This window comes from Nocardia cerradoensis NBRC 101014, from assembly GCF_000308535.1.
GTDB lineage: Bacteria > Actinomycetota > Actinomycetes > Mycobacteriales > Mycobacteriaceae > Nocardia > Nocardia cerradoensis.
Genome location: NZ_BAFW01000054.1, coordinates 1 through 17,025, shown reverse-complemented (window position 1 = coordinate 17,025; position 17,025 = coordinate 1). Strand labels below are relative to the sequence as shown.

Annotated in this window: 12 protein-coding genes and 1 pseudogene; 2 read left to right on the top strand and 11 right to left on the bottom strand. The window is 67.9% G+C overall.

Annotation, left to right across the window (positions count from 1 at the left end):
* The 4 genes from ON23_RS06800 to ON23_RS06785 form a co-directional block, all read right to left on the bottom strand.
* Positions 1-913, bottom strand: a 913-nt coding sequence (locus tag ON23_RS06800; RefSeq protein WP_218001085.1) for a hypothetical protein, incomplete at its 3' end; no start/stop codon positions are given.
* A gap of 115 nt (positions 914-1,028) precedes the next feature.
* Positions 1,029-1,613 carry a dihydrofolate reductase family protein gene (locus ON23_RS06795; RefSeq protein WP_039776996.1) on the bottom strand — a complete coding sequence of 195 codons (585 nt, stop codon included), beginning with the start codon at positions 1,611-1,613 and terminating at the stop codon, positions 1,029-1,031.
* 122 nt (positions 1,614-1,735) lie between these two features.
* Positions 1,736-2,245, bottom strand: coding sequence for a hypothetical protein (locus ON23_RS06790; protein WP_039776995.1), 510 nt, complete (start codon positions 2,243-2,245; stop codon positions 1,736-1,738).
* A 142-nt stretch (positions 2,246-2,387) separates the two neighbouring features.
* Positions 2,388-3,122, bottom strand: coding sequence for a MerR family transcriptional regulator (locus tag ON23_RS06785; RefSeq protein WP_039776994.1), 735 nt, complete (start codon positions 3,120-3,122; stop codon positions 2,388-2,390).
* Positions 3,123-3,239: 117 nt separating this feature from the next.
* Between ON23_RS06785 and ON23_RS06780 the strand changes: the two genes are divergently transcribed.
* A complete protein-coding gene (locus ON23_RS06780) occupies positions 3,240-3,605 on the top strand; it encodes a DUF1707 SHOCT-like domain-containing protein (protein ID WP_036498834.1) in 366 nt (121 codons plus the stop codon).
* 6 nt (positions 3,606-3,611) lie between these two features.
* On the opposite strand, the gene ON23_RS06775 is transcribed toward ON23_RS06780, so the two are convergent.
* Positions 3,612-6,041 (bottom strand): serine/threonine-protein kinase, encoded by a 2,430-nt coding sequence (locus ON23_RS06775; RefSeq protein ID WP_039776993.1) that lies wholly within the window; start codon positions 6,039-6,041, stop codon positions 3,612-3,614.
* Between the two features lie 127 nt (positions 6,042-6,168).
* Positions 6,169-7,719, bottom strand: a complete 1,551-nt coding sequence (locus ON23_RS06770; RefSeq protein WP_051042148.1) for an amino acid permease — start codon at positions 7,717-7,719, stop codon at positions 6,169-6,171.
* A gap of 184 nt (positions 7,720-7,903) precedes the next feature.
* Between ON23_RS06770 and ON23_RS06765 the strand changes: the two genes are divergently transcribed.
* Entirely contained in the window at positions 7,904-9,151 is a 1,248-nt protein-coding gene (locus ON23_RS06765; protein ID WP_039776992.1) for an SPFH domain-containing protein, read from the top strand.
* Positions 9,152-9,251: 100 nt separating this feature from the next.
* On the opposite strand, the gene ON23_RS06760 is transcribed toward ON23_RS06765, so the two are convergent.
* From ON23_RS06760 to ON23_RS06740, 5 genes and pseudogenes are all read right to left on the bottom strand, one after another.
* The gene (locus ON23_RS06760) at positions 9,252-14,168 is read right to left on the bottom strand and encodes an NAD-glutamate dehydrogenase (protein ID WP_051042147.1); all 4,917 of its coding nucleotides are present in this window, start codon (positions 14,166-14,168) and stop codon (positions 9,252-9,254) included.
* Positions 14,169-14,288: 120 nt separating this feature from the next.
* On the bottom strand, positions 14,289-14,978 hold the full coding sequence (locus ON23_RS06755; protein WP_039776991.1) for a hypothetical protein: 690 nt from the start codon (positions 14,976-14,978) through the stop codon (positions 14,289-14,291).
* Between the two features lie 80 nt (positions 14,979-15,058).
* Positions 15,059-16,114 (bottom strand): hypothetical protein, encoded by a 1,056-nt coding sequence (locus ON23_RS06750; RefSeq protein ID WP_039776990.1) that lies wholly within the window; start codon positions 16,112-16,114, stop codon positions 15,059-15,061.
* A gap of 75 nt (positions 16,115-16,189) precedes the next feature.
* Entirely contained in the window at positions 16,190-16,525 is a 336-nt protein-coding gene (locus ON23_RS06745) for a helix-turn-helix domain-containing protein (protein ID WP_223273873.1), read from the bottom strand.
* A 27-nt stretch (positions 16,526-16,552) separates the two neighbouring features.
* Positions 16,553-17,025 (bottom strand): annotated as a pseudogene (locus ON23_RS06740) (type VII secretion protein EccE); the annotation flags it as partial.

The window sequence follows — 17,025 nt, the reverse complement described above, 5'->3', positions numbered from 1 at the left end:
GTTCGGCGCGCGCGACGAGGCGGACGCATTCGGTGAGATACCACCGCGCCGAGGTCGCCGTCAGCCGTACGATCACCAGCGAACGTTCCACCAGCCGGTCCAGGGTCGTTTCGATCGCCGCCGCCGGCAACGCGTCGTCGGCGCAGATCGCAACGATCGCCTCCCGATCGGCCCCGCCGCCCGCGGAACCGCCCGGAAACACCGACATCCGTTGCAGCAGGAGAGATTCCGTCGGCGTACAGCGACTGGTGGACCACGCGATGTTGGCGCCGATATCGCGGTGACGCGCTTCGACCCCGACCCGGGCGCTGTCGGACCACTGCAGTCGGCGGTCGTAGGCATCGCCGCTCACCTCCTGCAGGACGGTGGTGGGCGGATTGTGCCGCAATCTGATCGCGGCGAGCCGCAGGCCGAACGGATTGTGGCTCATATGAGCACAGATCCGCCGGAGAATATCGTCGTCCGCACCGCCGGCGGTGCGGCCGGTGAGCTCCATGCGAATTCGCAACAGCCGCAATGCCTGTGCCGGATCCAGCGACGGCACCGGAACGAGTTGTTCGTCGATCCAGCCGATCGGCTCGCGACTGGTGGCCACGAGGGTCAGCGCCGGGTCGGCCTCGAGCAGGTCCGCGAGCTCGGGCGCGAGGGCGGTCACCAGGCGATCGCAGCTGTCGAGGACCAGGACGTGCGGGGCGCCGTCCGGCCGGGGCGCGAAATCGCGGAGTTCGGCAATCGCGGTCTCGGCGTCGAGTTCCGCCAGCGCCAGCCAGCGCGTGGGTAGTCCGACATCGCGGCGCAGCGTTTCGATGGCCAGCCTGGTCTTGCCGATGCCGCCGGGACCGGTCAGGGTGATCAGCCGCGCGCCACGGGCGATCAGCGCCGTTATCCGCTCCCGCTGCGCGGACCTGCCCACGAACTCACTGCTGGTGGCGGGCAGTACACCGATACGCGATCGCTGGAACATAGTAGGAACAAGTTAGCCCACCGTGCCCCCGTCGCGTGTCCGGATTCGATACCGCGATCTGCGGCTACCCCATTCGCGCGACCGGGGTGGCCTGCTGATAATGCATCTGCACGACCGCGCTGTCGAAGGTCATGATGTCCACCAGCTGCAGTCCGGCCGTGTCGAGCGGTTTCGGGAACAGCGGCACACCCCCGCCGAGCAGCAGCGGATGTACGAACAGCCGGTATTCGTCGACGAGATCGTGTTCCAGAAAGTACGAGGCGGTCTGGGCGCCGCCGAAGACCACGACGGGTCCGGCGGAGGCCGTCCGTAGCGCGCTGATCTCGGCGATCGGATCGGCGCCGATCACCCGGGTGTTCCAGCCCGGATCGCGCATCGTGTGGGAGAACACCAGTTTCGGGGTGCGCTTCCAGCAGCGCGCGAATTCGACGTAGAACGGCGAGATGGCCGGATCAGCGTCGGCATAGGGCCAGAACGCGGCCATGATCTCGAATGTCTTGCGCCCGTAGACGAATACCTCGGCCGCCCGCAGTTCGTCCAGGAAGGACTCACACAGCTCTTCGTCCACTACCGGCCAGTGAATTTCCTGGTCGGGCCCCTCCGCGTATCCGTCGAGCGACATCTGCATCCACAGTGTCACGCCTGCCATCGCTCACCCATCTGCCGTTACCTGCCGACGTGTGATTGTTCCCCCGGGTGGGGGTGGCGCGCATCGGTAATGTTCGGGCGCACCTACTTAAGTAGGTCGCGCCCGATACCCGGAATCGCGGATCAGAGCAGTTCGCCGTCGCGGCACAGGCTCGACGAACGCCAGGTCGGCGCCGGGCCCTCGTCCTCGAAACGCCACTGGGAGATCGGCCCGGCCGCGCGCCAGTAGAGACCGCCCGAGGCCGGAACCGCCTCGTACACATCCTCGGTTCCCGCGATCAGCTGATCGCCCACGCAGTAGTCGTTGTAGGAGGTGCCCGGCTGGCGCGCGCCGGGACTGAAGCGGCCGGCCGGGTTACCGAGCGCGCCCGGATTGGCCACGGTGTCGGCGCGGTGGGACGGACCGTCCGCATTCCACCGGGCGGCGCCGAAAAGGTCACTGCGGCAACTGAATGCCCAGCCGCCGGCATGCACCTGCGTCCCGGGGGCGAAGGCGGCGCCGGCCCACAGACAGTACGGTCCCGGCGCCTGCGCCGCGGCCGGACCGGTGGACAGGCCCACGACCGCGGCGCCCGCGACGGTCGCGGCCAGCAGCAGGGCTCGGGTGGTGCGGGCAAAGGTGGCTGCGGTCATCGGTGTGTCTCCGTTCAATCGTGCACTTCCGACGCTGATGGTCAGAAGTATTGGCCACACCGATAATGTACCGTTAGACAACGGCACGTTATACCGTGAAATCTTCCCAGCGTTGGGAGGAAGAGATTGTCGAGACGAACGCTCAGGAGTCGGCGAGCGCCTCGTTCAGCGCGCTGTCCTGATCGAGATACCGGGCCACGAAACGGCCGATCAGTTCGGCGCCCGCCTGCGCCGGTACGGTCCGGATCACCTCCGAGCCCGCGGCCAGCCCCGCCACGTCCGCGGGTGTGCCCGCGGAGTCCTGGAAGCCGGTCCACACCGTGCGCTGGAACAGGTCCGCGAAGCGACGTGCGATCCGGTCGCATTCGGCGGCCAGCCGCTCGAATTCGGCGATGATCTCCGGCTCCGGCACGCCCGCTGCGGACAGCCGGTCGGCGGCCTGCAGCAGCATCGGATCGGCGGCGCGGTAGGTACTGGCGTCGACCGGTTCGTAGAGGCCGAGCGCGACGACCCGGGCCAGCCCGTTGGGTACCTCCTGCAACCGCTGGGCCAGATCGGTCGCGGCGATCGTCGCACCGGCCGGCGATTCGGCGCCCGGCGACACATCGGGCTCCGCGACGCCGAGGATGTCGCCGAGATCGTCCCCACGATCCCAGGCGTTGAGCAGTTCCTTGATGCCGTTGAGCTTGATTCCGCGGTCGAGCAAACGGCTGATCGTCCGCACCCGGTTGAGGTGTGCGGCGCTGTAGAAGCCGGTACGACCCTTGACCTGCGGCGGCGGCAGCACACCGCGCTCGTGGTACACCCGCAGGCTGCGCACGGTGGTCCCCGCCTCACGCGCGAGCTCGTCGATGGTGTACTCGGTCCGGGTCGTCATACATCAAGGAAACCACACCGAAACATGCGCGGATCGAAAGCGTGCGGCGGCATGCCGGTTCCCATCTTTGGCGGTTCGATTGCGATCCGCGGGGGTAGCCGACCTATTCTGCTGTGCATGGACGATATGGCGGACGCGCGCCCCAGCGCCGCCGAGCGAGAGCGCGCACTGCAGGAATTGTCACAGCAACTGGGCGCCGGCAGATTGACCCTGCCCGAATTCGACGAGCGCACCGCACTGGCCACCCGGGCCGATACCCGCGTCGAACTGGCGGCGCTGTTCACCGATCTGCCCGTCGTCACCCCGGATCCGCCCGCCGCGCCCGCGCCCGCCAATCCCCTCCCCTCGCTGGCCGTTCTGGCCGGTGCCATCACGGTCTTCGCGGTGGTGTCGGCGTGGGCGGCCGGAAACTGGCTGTGGCTGTTGCTGATCGCGGCGGCGCCGGTGGCCGTCGTGCTCTGGCGGGTGCGCGGAGTCGCCTGAGCCGGTTCACCACCGGGTGCGCGGACGCACCTGATTGGCCAGATCGACGAGCCGGTAGCGATGCAGCCGGCCCGGTGCCGTGCGGGCGAGCGCGCGCAGCGAGGTCTCGAGGCCCAGCTGCAGACCGGATTCGGTGAGCGCGAAGCCCAGCAGGGTCGCCTCGGGCCGGCGCGGCTGCCCGCCCGCGCGCAGCCATTCCAGTGCCGCACCCACCACGACGACCTGCAACTGCAGTGCCCGCGGCTCCTCCGGCAGGGCTTCCAGGCGCAGCGCGGCCGCGGTGAGATCCTCCTCGGTCACCTCCGCCACCGGCCGGGACACGAGCAGCAGTCCGCCGGTCATGTGCGCGAGCGCGTAGTGCCGGGAGGTCACCGGCACCCGGTCGAGTACCGCGACGGCGTCGAGCAGTTCGCCGTCGGCGGCCAGCCGCCGTGCGAGTCCGAACGCGGCGCTGACCACTCCGTGGTTGGTGCGCCACACGGTGCGGTAGAAGTCGACCGCGGCCCGGTGCCAACGATCCGGATCGGCCGGCAGTTCGAGGTGTTGCAGGACCAGTTCGGCGGTGGCCGCCAGCGCGAGAGCCGGGGCGATCTCCCCGGGCAGCATGGCGTGCACGGTGTCGAACTGGGTGTAGGCGTGCTCGAAGGCGCCGTCGAGCAGATCGGCGATACCGCGGTACCAGGTCAGCCGCCAGTCGGTGTCGTAGTCGATCATCAACTCCCGCAACAGGGCTCGCGCCGGCTCCACCTCCCCCAGATCCAGATGGGCGCGCACCGCGGTGAGGGCGCCCTCGAGTTCGAACGAGCCGGTGTCCGCGAGGACGCCGGAGGCGATCCGATCACGGATGCGCCGCAACGTATCCAGCGCGTGCCGCGGATCTCCGTGCAGCAGCGTCGACATCAATTCGGCACTGGGGTCGGTGCTGTCCATCAGGGGAACCGGCAGGGCGGCCACCACCGCGCGCGCGTCGAGGGTCGGCATCCGGTGGCGGCCGTCGACGATGCCGTCGGTCTGCCCGATGAGAGTCTCGATGCCGAAATCGCCGCGCATGGAACCGAATTCGACCGAGGCCTGGGGATGTTCCCGATCGGTGTCGGTGGCCAGCACCATCCGCAGCACGCCGGTGAGCTGGCAGTACATCGAGTACGTGGAGGGGAACCGGCGGGCCGGGTCGGGATCGGTGGCGCGGCACAGCAGCCGATACAGCGACGGATAGCGAACCAGCAGCGGATTCGCCTGCGGCCCCGGCATTTCCGGTAGCTGATGGCCGCGCTCGTCACGGGGCAACTGCATCACCAGAGCCGCCAGGGTACGGCCGACGGTGTAGATGTCGGAGGCGACGGTGGGCCCGGTCTCGGTGATCTCCGGCGCCTGGAATCCCGGTGTGCCGTAGATACTTCCGAACGACTCCATGGCCGCCACCGCGCCCAGGTCGATCAGTTTGACCTCGTCCTCGCTGACCATGATGTTGTCGGGTTTGAGGTCGTTGTAGGACAACCCGAACGAATGCAGATAGTCCAGTGCCGGCAGCACCTCCATCACGTACGCGATCGCCTCGGCCACCGGAATGCGCTGCGGCGCACGCTGATCGAGAACGCGCTTGAGCGACTGGCCGCCGACGTACTCCATCACGATGTAGCCGTCGGCGACGTCGCGGCCCGGACCGCGATGCTTGACGAAGTTGTAGATCTTCACGATGCCGGGATAGGCGACCTCCGAGAGGAACTGCCGCTCCGCCAGCGCGACCACGTGTGCCTCGAAATCCTGCGGATTCTGCAGGCCCTTCAGTACCACCCAGCGATCGCTGACATTGCGGTCGACGGCCAGGTAGATCCAGCCCAGACCGCCGTGCGCCAGACAGCCCTGCACCTCGTACTGTCCGGCGACGACCTCACCCGGTTGCAGAATAGGCCGGAAGCTGTAGGGGGAACCGCATTTTCCGCAGTCCCCCGCCACCTGCCCGGAGCCCCCGTCGCCCGAGCGCCCCACCGGGGAGTTGCATTTCCAGCAGAATCGCTTCTCCTCGGGCACTTCCGGGTCGTCCAGCACCGCGGCGCGCGGATCCACCGAGACCACCCGCGGCATCTCCACGAGGCCGGCGCCCAGCCGGCGTGGACTCGGCCGCGAGCGCGCGCTGCGACCGGAGCCGGCCTCGGAGCCGAGCGTATCGGCCTCGACATCCGCGGTCACCGGACCGGACGGCGGTTCCGGCACGAAACACGTTGCCACCCCGCCATTTCCGACAGCGTCACCGACGAGGTGGCGCACGGACGGTTCGCCCGGCGATTCCACCGCGACGCGCACTCGTTGCGAGGGTTCTCCCCCGCCGTTGCGCCGCGTCGCCCACGGATGCGCATCCGGTCCGCGCACCTCACTGCGGCGGATGCGGCGATTCGCCCACGGATGCGGAAGGGGCGTATCGGGTCGCTCCGGCATGAGAAACCTCCCGAGGCCGCTGATGAACCGGGGCCTCATTCTCGTTCCCCGGCCACGGACCCGCGTCCCCGAGCTTCCCAACGCCGGGAACAGCTCCGCCCCGGTGGTACCGGGGCGGAGGGTGCGGCTACTTCTCGGCGTCGGGCGCTGATCCCGGCTCCCCGGATTCGGCTGCCGACTCGGCCGCCTCGTTCTGGAGCGGGCGTTCCGCCAGCACCGGGAACTGGCCGGTGTAGCCGAGGCGTTCGGTGGCCATCGCCAGCACCTTGCGACGCGCCAGGAACCAGCCCGCGACCAGCGCCGGCAACATGACGCACACCATGGCCAGCACGGCGAAGCGTTGCACGTCGTCGTCACTGGCGGCCATCAGGACCACCACCGCCGCCAGGAACACCAGGGTCGCGATGCTGGTGTACGGGGCGCCGATCAGCCGGAACGACGGACGCTCCGCCTTGCCGATGCGCGACCAGCGCCACAACTGCAACTGGCACAGGATGATCGCCGTCCACGCGAAGATCGTGCCCAGGGCCGACATGTTCAACACGATCTCGAACGCCTTGTCCGGCACCATCGCGTTGAGTCCCACACCGATCAGCGCGATGCAGCCGGTGGCGAGGATTCCGACGTACGGCACACCGGAACTCGACATGCGCGAGGCCAGCTTGGGCGCGCTGCCGTTCATCGCCATCGAGCGCAGAATCCGGCCCGTGGAGTACAGCCCGGCATTCAGGCTGGAGAACGCGGCGGTCAGCACGACGAGGTTCATGATGGACCCGGCGCCGTTCACCCCGAGTTTGGAGAAGAAGGTGACGAACGGGCTCTCGCCGGCGTGGAAGTCGCTGTAGGGCAACAGCAGTCCGAGCAGGACGAGCGAACCGACATAGAACAGCGCGATCCGGGCGATCACCGAATTGATCGCGCGCGGCATGATCTTCTCCGGATTCTCGGCCTCACCCGCCGCGGTGCCGATCAATTCGACTGCCGCGTAGGCGAAGACGACGCCGGTGGTGACGGTGACCAGCGGCAGGAATCCGGTCGGGAACAGACCGCCGTGCGCGGAGAGCAGGCTCGGGCCGGTGGTCTGGCCGTCCAGATCGAAGCGGCCGCCGAGGATGATCACACCCACGATCAGGAACGCGACCAGCGCAATCACCTTGATCAACGCCGCCCAGAACTCGAGCTCACCGAACCAGCGCACCGAGATCAGGTTGATGCTCACCACGATCGCCAGCGCGACCAACGCGATGAGCCACTGCGGAATGCTGCGGGTCCCTCCCCAATAGTGGACATACGTCGCGATCGCGGTGATGTCTACGATCCCGGTCATACACCAGTGGAAGAAATACATCCAGCCGACGCCGAAAGCCAGTTTCTCGCCATAGAACTCGCGCGCGTAGGAGACGAACGATCCCGAGGAGGGGCGATGCAGCACCAGCTCGCCGAGCGCTCGCAGGATGAAGAAGACGAAGATTCCACAGACGGCGTAGACGAGGAACAGGCCCGGGCCCGCGTCGTGCAGGCGGCCGGCGGCGCCGAGGAACAGGCCGGTGCCGATGGCACCGCCGATGGCGATCATCTGCAGCTGGCGGGGGCGCAGCGATTTGTGATAGCCCGCATCCTCGGCATGCAGCGCGTCCGCGGGCGCCGTCGCCTCCGAGGGAGGTCGAACAGTTGTCATGGGGGAGGACCTTTCACGTGACGGCGATCATATCTATGGGCAATGTACCGTCATTCAACGGCACGTTCAATACGTGGGATAGGTTGTAACACAACGGAAATCCCTGCCGCCGAGGTCGGCGGTAGACCATACCGATAGGTATCGGTACGCTGGATAACGTCAACGGCCGAGAAAGGGCGAGGATATGGCCTGGTTCGAGCGGGAATTCATCGCCGTCCCGGACGGCCGTAAGGACCAGTTGGTCTACAAGTGGCCCGATCTGAACATCCGGCGCTACAGCCGGACGATCGTCAACGCCGATCAGATCGCGCTGTTCGTCAAGTCCGGCCGGGTCGTCGCGACGATGGGGCCGGGCCGCCATCGCGTCGACGCCGACGAACTGCCGGTGCTGGGCGCACTGGTGGACTCCGTCACCGGCAACAACTTCTACCGCGCGGAGCTGTATTTCGTCTCCACGCGCGAATTCGCGGGTGTCAGATTCGGTGGCCGGCTCGACGACATCGTCGACCCGGCCAGCGAGCAGATCGTGACGTTGCGGGTCTTCGGCGAATTCGCCCTGGCCGTGCGCGATCCCGCGCAACTGATCACCTCCCTGGTCGGCACCACCGATCTCACCGATCCTGCCGGAATTCAGGCCTGGTGCGCGGATTTGCTGCTCAAGTCGATGAAGATGACGGTGTCGCAGGGCATCTCGCAGGGCGACTGGCAGGTGCTCGGCCTCTCGGCGCAACTGCAGTCGATCGAGTCGGCGGTGGTTCGTCAGACCAACCTCACGCTGTACGAGTACGGAATGCGGATCTCGCGCATGGGGAATTTCGACATCACCCTGGCACCCGAGGACGCCGAGCGGCTCAAACGACTCGCCAAGGACGTCACCTACATCCGGCTCGCCGGAGATTTCCAGCGTTACGCCGCCGGGGAAATGGCCCTGGGCGCTGGGCAGGGTATGGCGCATTCGCACGGCGGCGGGGGCGAAGGTGGATTCCTCGGGGCCGCACTGGGACTCAACGCGATCGCGGGCATGGGGCAGCAGTCGACGGTGCCGTGGGCCACGCAGCAGTCCCCGCCCCCGCCCGCGCCGCCGTTCGGTCAGCCCGCGGGCCGGCCGGCCCTGCAACCGCCACCGGAGCCGAAAACCTCGGCCTCACTGCCACCGACACCTCCCCCCGGGGCCGAGGCATCCGCGCCGCCCGGCTCCCCCTCGGGCGTCGGATCGGGGCCTTCCTCCGCAGCGCCACGGTCCGAGGGCGACGAGTCCGCCGCCTCCGAACACGTGACCTGCGCATCCTGCGCTACCGACAATCCCCGCACCGCGCGATTCTGTATGCACTGCGGAACCCGGTTGGCCGCTGCCCCGCGTCACTGCACCGAATGCGGTGCGGAACTCCCTCCGGCAGCTCGGTTCTGCGGCGACTGCGGAACTGCCGCATGACGCCGCCGCCCACCCGGGTTCGGGTGGGCGGCGGCGGCAGGTTTCCGGAGTGGGTTCGGGTGTGCCGGTCCCAGGCGGCGCACCCGAACCCACCGGCAGGTCAGCTGGGCACCGTCGCCGTCGTTTCGGCGCTGCCGACCATGCTGCGGACCTGGCGTGCGGCCACGGAGAGGGTCGCCAGGTCGTGGGCTTCGGAGGTGAAGATCTCCCCCAGTGCCGCGCGGGCACGGCTGAGGCGGGAACGGTTGGTCGATTCCCAGTAGGCGATCTTCTCCTCGGGGGTGTCGACCGGTTCCGTGGTGGTCAGCACATCGGCGGTGAGCGAGCGCAGCGAATCGTAGAGATCCTCGCGAACGGCCAAGCGCGCCAACGTCTGCCAGCGATCTCCCCGGTCCAGCCCGGCCACCGCGGACAACAGCCGCTGGATGTCGAAGTGGGCGTCCAGCGCGTAGTAGAGCGCGGCCACCTCGTCGGCATCGCGTTCGCAGATGTCGGCGATATCGAGCACGTCCAGCAGCGGGAACCGATGGATCAGCAGGAACACCTCCTCCGCCAATTCCCGCGGGGCGCCGTGACCGATCGGTCCGCCGGAGCGCGACATCAGATCGTCGGCGAGCGCACCGGGCCGCCAGGCCGGTACCCGCGCCGCCAGCGCGCGCACCCCGTCGCGATAGCGCGCGATACCGGCGCCGACCGCGATCGGCTGCGGCCGGTTGGTCAGCAGCCAGCGCGCTGCCCGATCCAGGGTGCGTTTGGTCTCCATCTCCAGCTCGTTGCGCGCCGCCGCCGGCATCGGCGTGGTGCGGATGCGCTCCCACAGTGCGCGCAGATCGAAGATCTCCACGGCCGCGGTGAAGGCACGCACCGCGTCGTCGGTGGTGGCGCCGGCCTCCTCGGCGAGCCGGAAGGCGTAGGTGATGCCGCCGTAGTCGACCATATCGTTGACCACCATGGTGGCCAGGATCTCCCGGCGCAGCGGATGGCGGCCGATCGCGGCGCCGAACCGTTCCCGCAGCGGTGTCGGGAAGTAGCCGGGCAGCAGCGCCTCGAACGCACTGCTGTCCAGCAGATCACCGCTGAGCAGATCCGATTTGAGCGAAAGCTTCACGTGCGCGAGCAGATTGGCGAGTTCCGGTGAGGTCAGCCCGGCGCCGGCCGCGGCGCGCCGGTCCAGTTCGGCGTCGGAGGGCAATGCCTCGAGCTGCCGATCCACGCCGCGCCGCGTCTCCAGTTCCGCGATCAGCCGCCGGTGCACCCCGACCATGGCGGCCGCGTTCGACCGCGACAGGCCCATCCGGAAGTTCTGGGAGATGTTGTCGCGCAATACCAGTGCCGAGACCTCGTCGGTCATCTCGGCCAGCAGGGCGTTACGGTCCGACTCCGCCAGCTCGCCGGAGGAAATCGCCGCTCCCAGCAGAACTTTGATGTTCACCTCGTGGTCGGAGCAGTCCACACCGGCGGAGTTGTCGAGTGCGTCGGTATTCATCCGGCCGCCGAGTTTGCAGAACTCGATCCGCCCGAGCGCGGTGGCGCCCAGATTGCCGCCTTCACCGATCACCTTGACCCGCAACAGATCCGCGTCGACCCGGACGGCGTCGTTGGATTTGTCGCCCACATCGGCGTGCGATTCGGTACTGGCCTTGATGTAGGTGCCGATCCCGCCGTTCCACAGCAGATCGACCGGTGCCAGCAGGATCGCCCGGATCATTTCCGGCGGCGACAACGTGCTCACGCCCGGATCCAGATCGAGTGCGGCGCGGATCTGGGGCGTGATCGCGATGGCCTTGGCGGAGCGATCGAACACACCGCCGCCTTCGCTGATCAACGAGGTGTCGTAATCCGCCCACGACGACCGCGACAACCCGAACAACCGCTTCCGCTCCGCGAACGACGACCCCGCCACCGGATCCGGATCGATGAAAATATGCCGATGATCGAACGCCGCCACCAACCGAATATGCTCCGACAACAACATCCCGTTACCGAACACATCCCCCGACATATCCCCCACACCCACCACCGTGAACTCCTCACGCTGGGTATCGACATTCATCTCCGCGAAATGCCGCTTGACACTCTCCCACGCACCCTTCGCGGTAATCCCCATCGCCTTGTGGTCATAGCCCGCCGAACCACCCGACGCGAACGCATCACCCAACCAGAAGTCGTAGTGCTGCGCGACCTCGTTCGCGATGTCGGAGAATGTGGCGGTGCCCTTGTCGGCGGCCACCACGAGATAGGTGTCGTCACCGTCGCGGCGCACCACGCGCTGCGGCGGGATCACCTCACCACCGGCGTGGTCGACATTGTCGGTCAGGTCGAGTAGTCCCGAAATGAAAGTGCGGTAGCAGGCGATGCCTTCGGCCTGCATGGCCTGGCGGTCGGCCGTCGCGTCACCGGTCGCGGCCGGCGGGCGCTTCACCACGAATCCGCCCTTCGCGCCGACCGGCACGATCACCGCGTTCTTCACCGCCTGTGCCTTGACCAGACCCAGAATCTCGGTCCGGAAATCCTCCAGCCGATCCGACCACCGCAGACCACCGCGCGCGACCGCACCGAAACGCAGGTGCACACCCTCGACCCGCGGCGAATACACGAAGATCTCGAATTGCGGCCGCGGACGGGGCAATTCGGCGATGGCGTGCGGGTCGAATTTGAACGACAGATGCCCGGGCGGATTTCCGTCCTCGTCGCGGCGGAAGTAGTTGGTGCGCAGGGTCGCCGTGATCAGCCCGAGAATCGCCCGCAGAATCCGGTCGGTGTCGAGGCTCACCACGGCATCGATCTCGTCCTGCAGCCGCGACGAGATGGCCGCGGCCCGCGCGGTCGCGACCGGCCCGAGGTGTTCGGGATCGAAATAGGCCTCGAACAATTCGGTGAAGGCGCGCGCGGTGCTCGGCTGCGCCAGCAGCACGCGGGTGATGTTGGCGAAGGTGTAGGCGAAGCCGGCCTGCTGCAGATATTTCGCATAGGCGCGCAGCATCGCGATCTGCCGCCAGTGCAATCCGGCCCGCAGGACGAGTTCGTTGAGTCCGTCGACCTCGCCGTCGCCGAACCACATGGCCGACACGGCCTCCGGCAGGCGTTTGCGAATACTGGTGTCCGGCAGGGATTCCAGCGCCACGGCACGGTCCAGATCGGCCTCCGGATCGCCCTCGCCGGTGCCGCGCAGCGTGTTCGGCGCAACCCGCAGGCCGAAGTCGTAGATCCACCGGGTGCTGTCGCCGGGCAGTTCGAGCCGGTAGGGCTTTTCCTCCACGACCTCGATGCCGAGGCTGTGCAGCAACGGCAGCACCCGGCTCAGCGACACCTCGGTCCCGGCGACGTACAGCGTGAAGCGCCACTCCCCCGAGGGGGCGCCGGCGGTGCGGTAGAGATCGGTATCGATCTGCCCGTCGGCCAGGCGCTGCAGCCGGCACAGGTCGTCGAGCGCCCGCGCGGGCTCGTATTCCTGCTGATAGGTCGCCGGAAACGCGCTCGCGTAGTCCTGGACGACCGGCGCGGCGATCTCGGCGAGGCCCGCGGCCTCGCTGACCAGCCGGTCGCTCCAGCTGCGCGTGGTCGCGAACAACAGGTCCTGAATGCGTTCGCGGTTGGATTCGGTGATATCCGCCGGTTCGGCGTCGGCACCGCGGTGCACCGTGAAATAGACGACGGCGAGCTCGGATTCGGTGACACGTGCCGAGTAGGCGATCTGCTCGGCGTCGAATTCGCGGCGCAGGATCTCGTGCATTCGCACCCGCACCTCGGTCGAGTAGCGGTCGCGCGGCAGATACACCAGGCAGTACACGGCATTGCTGCCCACATCGCGGCGCAGGAACAGCCGGATCTGCCGCCGCAGCCCGAGATTCATGACGGCGGAGACGGTTTCGAAGAGCCGTCGCGCATCGGTGGAGAACAGTTCGACGCGCGGGAAGGTCTGCAACATCTCCAGCAGCGCCTGGCCCGAGAACGAATTCAGCGCCAGGCCCGCCCATTCGATGACCTGGTGGACGCGGCGGGAGATCACCGGGATGTCGAGGATGTTCTCGTGGAAGCCGCTGACGGTGAAGGTGCCCACGAAGACGTGTTCGCCCACGACCTCACCGGCGACCGAGGGTGTGGTCTCGGCCGCGTAGTCGGCGACGCTGACCACGTACACATCCGGCGAGCCCGGCAGCAGCGAGTCCAGGGAGCCGTTGGACAGCCGCAGGATCTGCTCCGTCCCGGGTGCGGGAGCGCCCACGTCCACGCCCGAACCGTTGCGCAGCACGCCGAGTCCGGTGCCCGAAACCTGTTGCGGCTCCGGGCCGTCGGCGCCGGGATGCACCCGGTAGTAGCCGTATCCCAGCAGGGTGAAGTGCCCGGAGGTCAGCCAGCGCAGCAACTGCGCGCATTCGGCCGCCTCGGTCGCGGACGGTTGTGGTACGGAGTCCAGCCGCGCGGCCAGCGTTCCCATCGTGCGGGTCATCGCCTCGGTATCGTGGGCGACCTGGCGGATCTCGCCGAGCAGGGGTGGCAGCGCCCGCTCGATCCGGTCCAGCACCGCGTCGGAATCCCCGGCACCCAGCTGCACATGGATCCACGATTCGGTGACGACGTTTCCGCTGCCCTCCGACCGGCTCGCCGAATTCGCTTGCGCCACATCGAATCCCTCGCTGGGCGCGATCGCCCGCAACCGGCCGCGGCGATCCCGCAGGACGTCGAAGACCGGATGCACCACCTCGGTCACGGTGGCGCCCAGGCGCTGCAGCGCCGCGGTGAGCGAATCCACCAGCAGCGGCATATCGTCGTTGACGATCTGCAGCGCCGGCCCCAGGCCGCTGCCGTCTCCGGCGCGATACAGCCTGGTCACCGCGGTTCCCGGGCGCCGCCCCGCGGCCAGCTCCAGATGATGCCGGAAGATCTGCTCGGCACGGTCGGTGATCGTCGGCGCCGCGGCTCCCGGCTGAATCCAGCGGAAGTACACCGCCTCCAGATCTGTCGGATCATCACGGAATCGCTTCCATGAAATCGTCTGCTGGGTAGTTGCCACCATCGACCCGTGCCTTCCCGCGATCGGAATCGGTACCGCAGTATTGCGGACTGTCTGTAACGTGCCGTTAAATAACGGCACGTTCTTCAGTGTAACAAGGATTGCGCGCCGGTACCCGGTTTCTCAGCGAACCAAACCGGATCGGAACAGAAATGTCTGTGCGCCTGCGCGATTCGCGAACGTCGCCGTCTCGATGCGCAGACCGGTGCGGGTATCTGCATACCACACCGTTGCCGAAGGACCGATGGCGACGAACACCGTGCCGTCGGCGATGACCGTGCCGCCGGCCACGCGCCAGCCGTTGACCACCGCGGTCAGATTCTGCGGTGGATCGGCGCGCACGGTGAAGGTCAGTTGCCGGCCGTCGGTGATACCGCCGGACAACAGCGGGTGATCGGCCGCGATCACACAGTTGTCGACAGCGGGCCCGCTGTCGACGTGACGGCACGAGGAAGCGGCGCGCACCAGGTCGGGCAGCGCCTCGACGGGGGTGAGCTGCCCGATCATCGGCGGTGCGTTCACCGCACAGGAACGGATGACCACGACGGCCACCACCAGCAGCGCGGCGATCGCGGCGATCGCGACCTTCCAGCTGACCTCCGGCAGAGCGATTGCGGCAGCGCCCTTTTCGGCCTCCGCCGCGGCCTTGGTCGCGCCCTCACCCGCCTTCGCGACCTCGGCGCCCACCTTCTCCGCCGCACCCGCGGTGCGCGCGATCAGACGCCCGGCCTCCAGCGCGGTGTGCGCGGCATCCGCCAGCAGTGGGTGACCGGCGGCACCGCTGTCGACCCGAGCCTCGGGACCGAGCGGCAACGGGGCTCCGCAATGGCCGCAACGAGTTTCGTCTCCGCCATTGCGATGGGAGCAGTACTGGCAGATCGAATGCGGAGGTTTCAATGTCCCGTGATCACAATCGAGGAGATGGCGGTGGTGTTGATCGAGGGCTCGCCCTTGGACTGCTGGATCGTCAAGGTGATCTTCGAGGCGCTGACCGCGGGAGACATCTTGGTGACCACGAGACTGCGCTGATCCAGCGTCTGCTGCGTATATCGCGTCGCGGTCGGATCGTCGAACAGATACGACACCCGGCTCACCGTGCGGTACTTGTTCCACTGGTCCGCACCGTCGCTGCCGACGCTGTCCCAGCCGGGGACGATCCCGATGGAGTCCACCTGATATTTCTTGCCGAGGTCGATCGTCATGACCTGCCCGTCGATCTTGAACGCTCGCACGCAGGACCATGCCTTGCCCGGCTCCCCGGAGAAGGCGTCCATCGCGTCCGTACTACCGGCCGGGCAGCGCGCCTGCGCGGATCGGACCTTGATGGGGGCGCTGCTCGACTCCGAGGGCGCCGATTCCGGACCCGCGCCCGGCTTCGACGACGGGGGTGCGGCGGCCACCGGAGTGACCACGGCCAGCTGATCGGGGTTGCTCTTCTTACCGCCCGTGGTGACCAGCACCAGCACGAGCACGAGGGCCAACGCCGCGGCGACGGCCAGGGCCACCTTCGGCTTGCGCAGCTGGGCCAGCACCACCTGCGGAAATTGCGGCCGATCGGCCGAGGTGCGGTCGGCCGCCTTCTCGCGGGATTCGGGCGCGGCGCCGGCCCGCTGTTCGGATTCCTCCGCCGCCGCGCCGAGCCGCGCCGAACGCTCGGAGAAGTCCGAGGTGAATTCGAGCTGGCTGGACCCGGCGGGCGATTCTCCGCTGAGCAGCGCCATGATCCGGTCACTGGCCTTCGGGCCGGAACTCACCTTGCGCACCGACGGTATCGAATCGGAATCCGCTACGGAGTCAACGCCATTCGGGTATTCGGTAGCCGACGGACCGGCGGCCGGGCCCTCGTCGGCGGCGAATTCGGGCGATCCGAACGACGGGTCGGAGAGCAGCGTGTCCAGGACCGCGCCGCGATGGCGAAGGAAGAGATCTCCCTGGTCCTCGGCGGGCATATCCCGGATGGTAGCGACAATCACACCCGTGCCTCGTCGGCACTATTCCCGCTGGGGAGAACAGTTTTCGCCGATTCAGTCCGGACGTTCGGTGACGAAATACTCCGGTGGCACATCGAAGACCCGGGCCAGCGCGATGATCAGATCCAACCGCGGGATCGCCTCCCCGTGCACCAGCCGGTACAGCCCCGACTGCGACACCGGCACATCCGGGTACGCCAGTTCCAGGTGCTGCGCCAGCGAATACAGCGTCAGCGACCTGGTCGAGCCGTCCTCGGTCGACACCACGGATTCCGCGATCAGCTCCGACAGGCGGCGGGAGAAGATCGCCGCCGCGCTCTGCCGGGGTGTTAGCGAGTCGTCGCCGTCCGGAGGCTGAATATCACCATCGGTCTGGGAGTCCGCCACCACATTGATCAACATTACCGTCCCGATTCGTCAGTCGGCACCAGGACCACCTACCTGCGGGGCCGTGATCGCCGGTCTATCGCCTGCCGCCGCCGGGGGCGCCGGATTGTCGTAATAGCGGGTCTCGCCGCGGGGCTCGATCAGATCCACTCGAACCGTGCGCATCGGAATGCTGACATCCACCGACGTCGCGGTGACCTGGTTGATCGCCAGATCCACGGATCGGCGGCGCGAGGTCCCCGGATCGTTGATGGTCACCGTGGTGTGCGCCGTCGAGGCGCGCGGTGACATCTGGTCGAACACCGCGATGGTGGCGGGGCCCGCGGTGCTCCCGCCGTCCGCGTCGGTGAGCCCGGATTCGGCCGCCAGCCGCAGCGAGGAGGGGTCGCCGACCGCGGAAACCAGCTGCGACCAGCGGTGCGGCCGGGCCGAATGCACCTCGACGTCGGCGCCGACCACCATCGCGCGCAGCACGATCTGCTGGGCCACCGGCAGATCCGCAT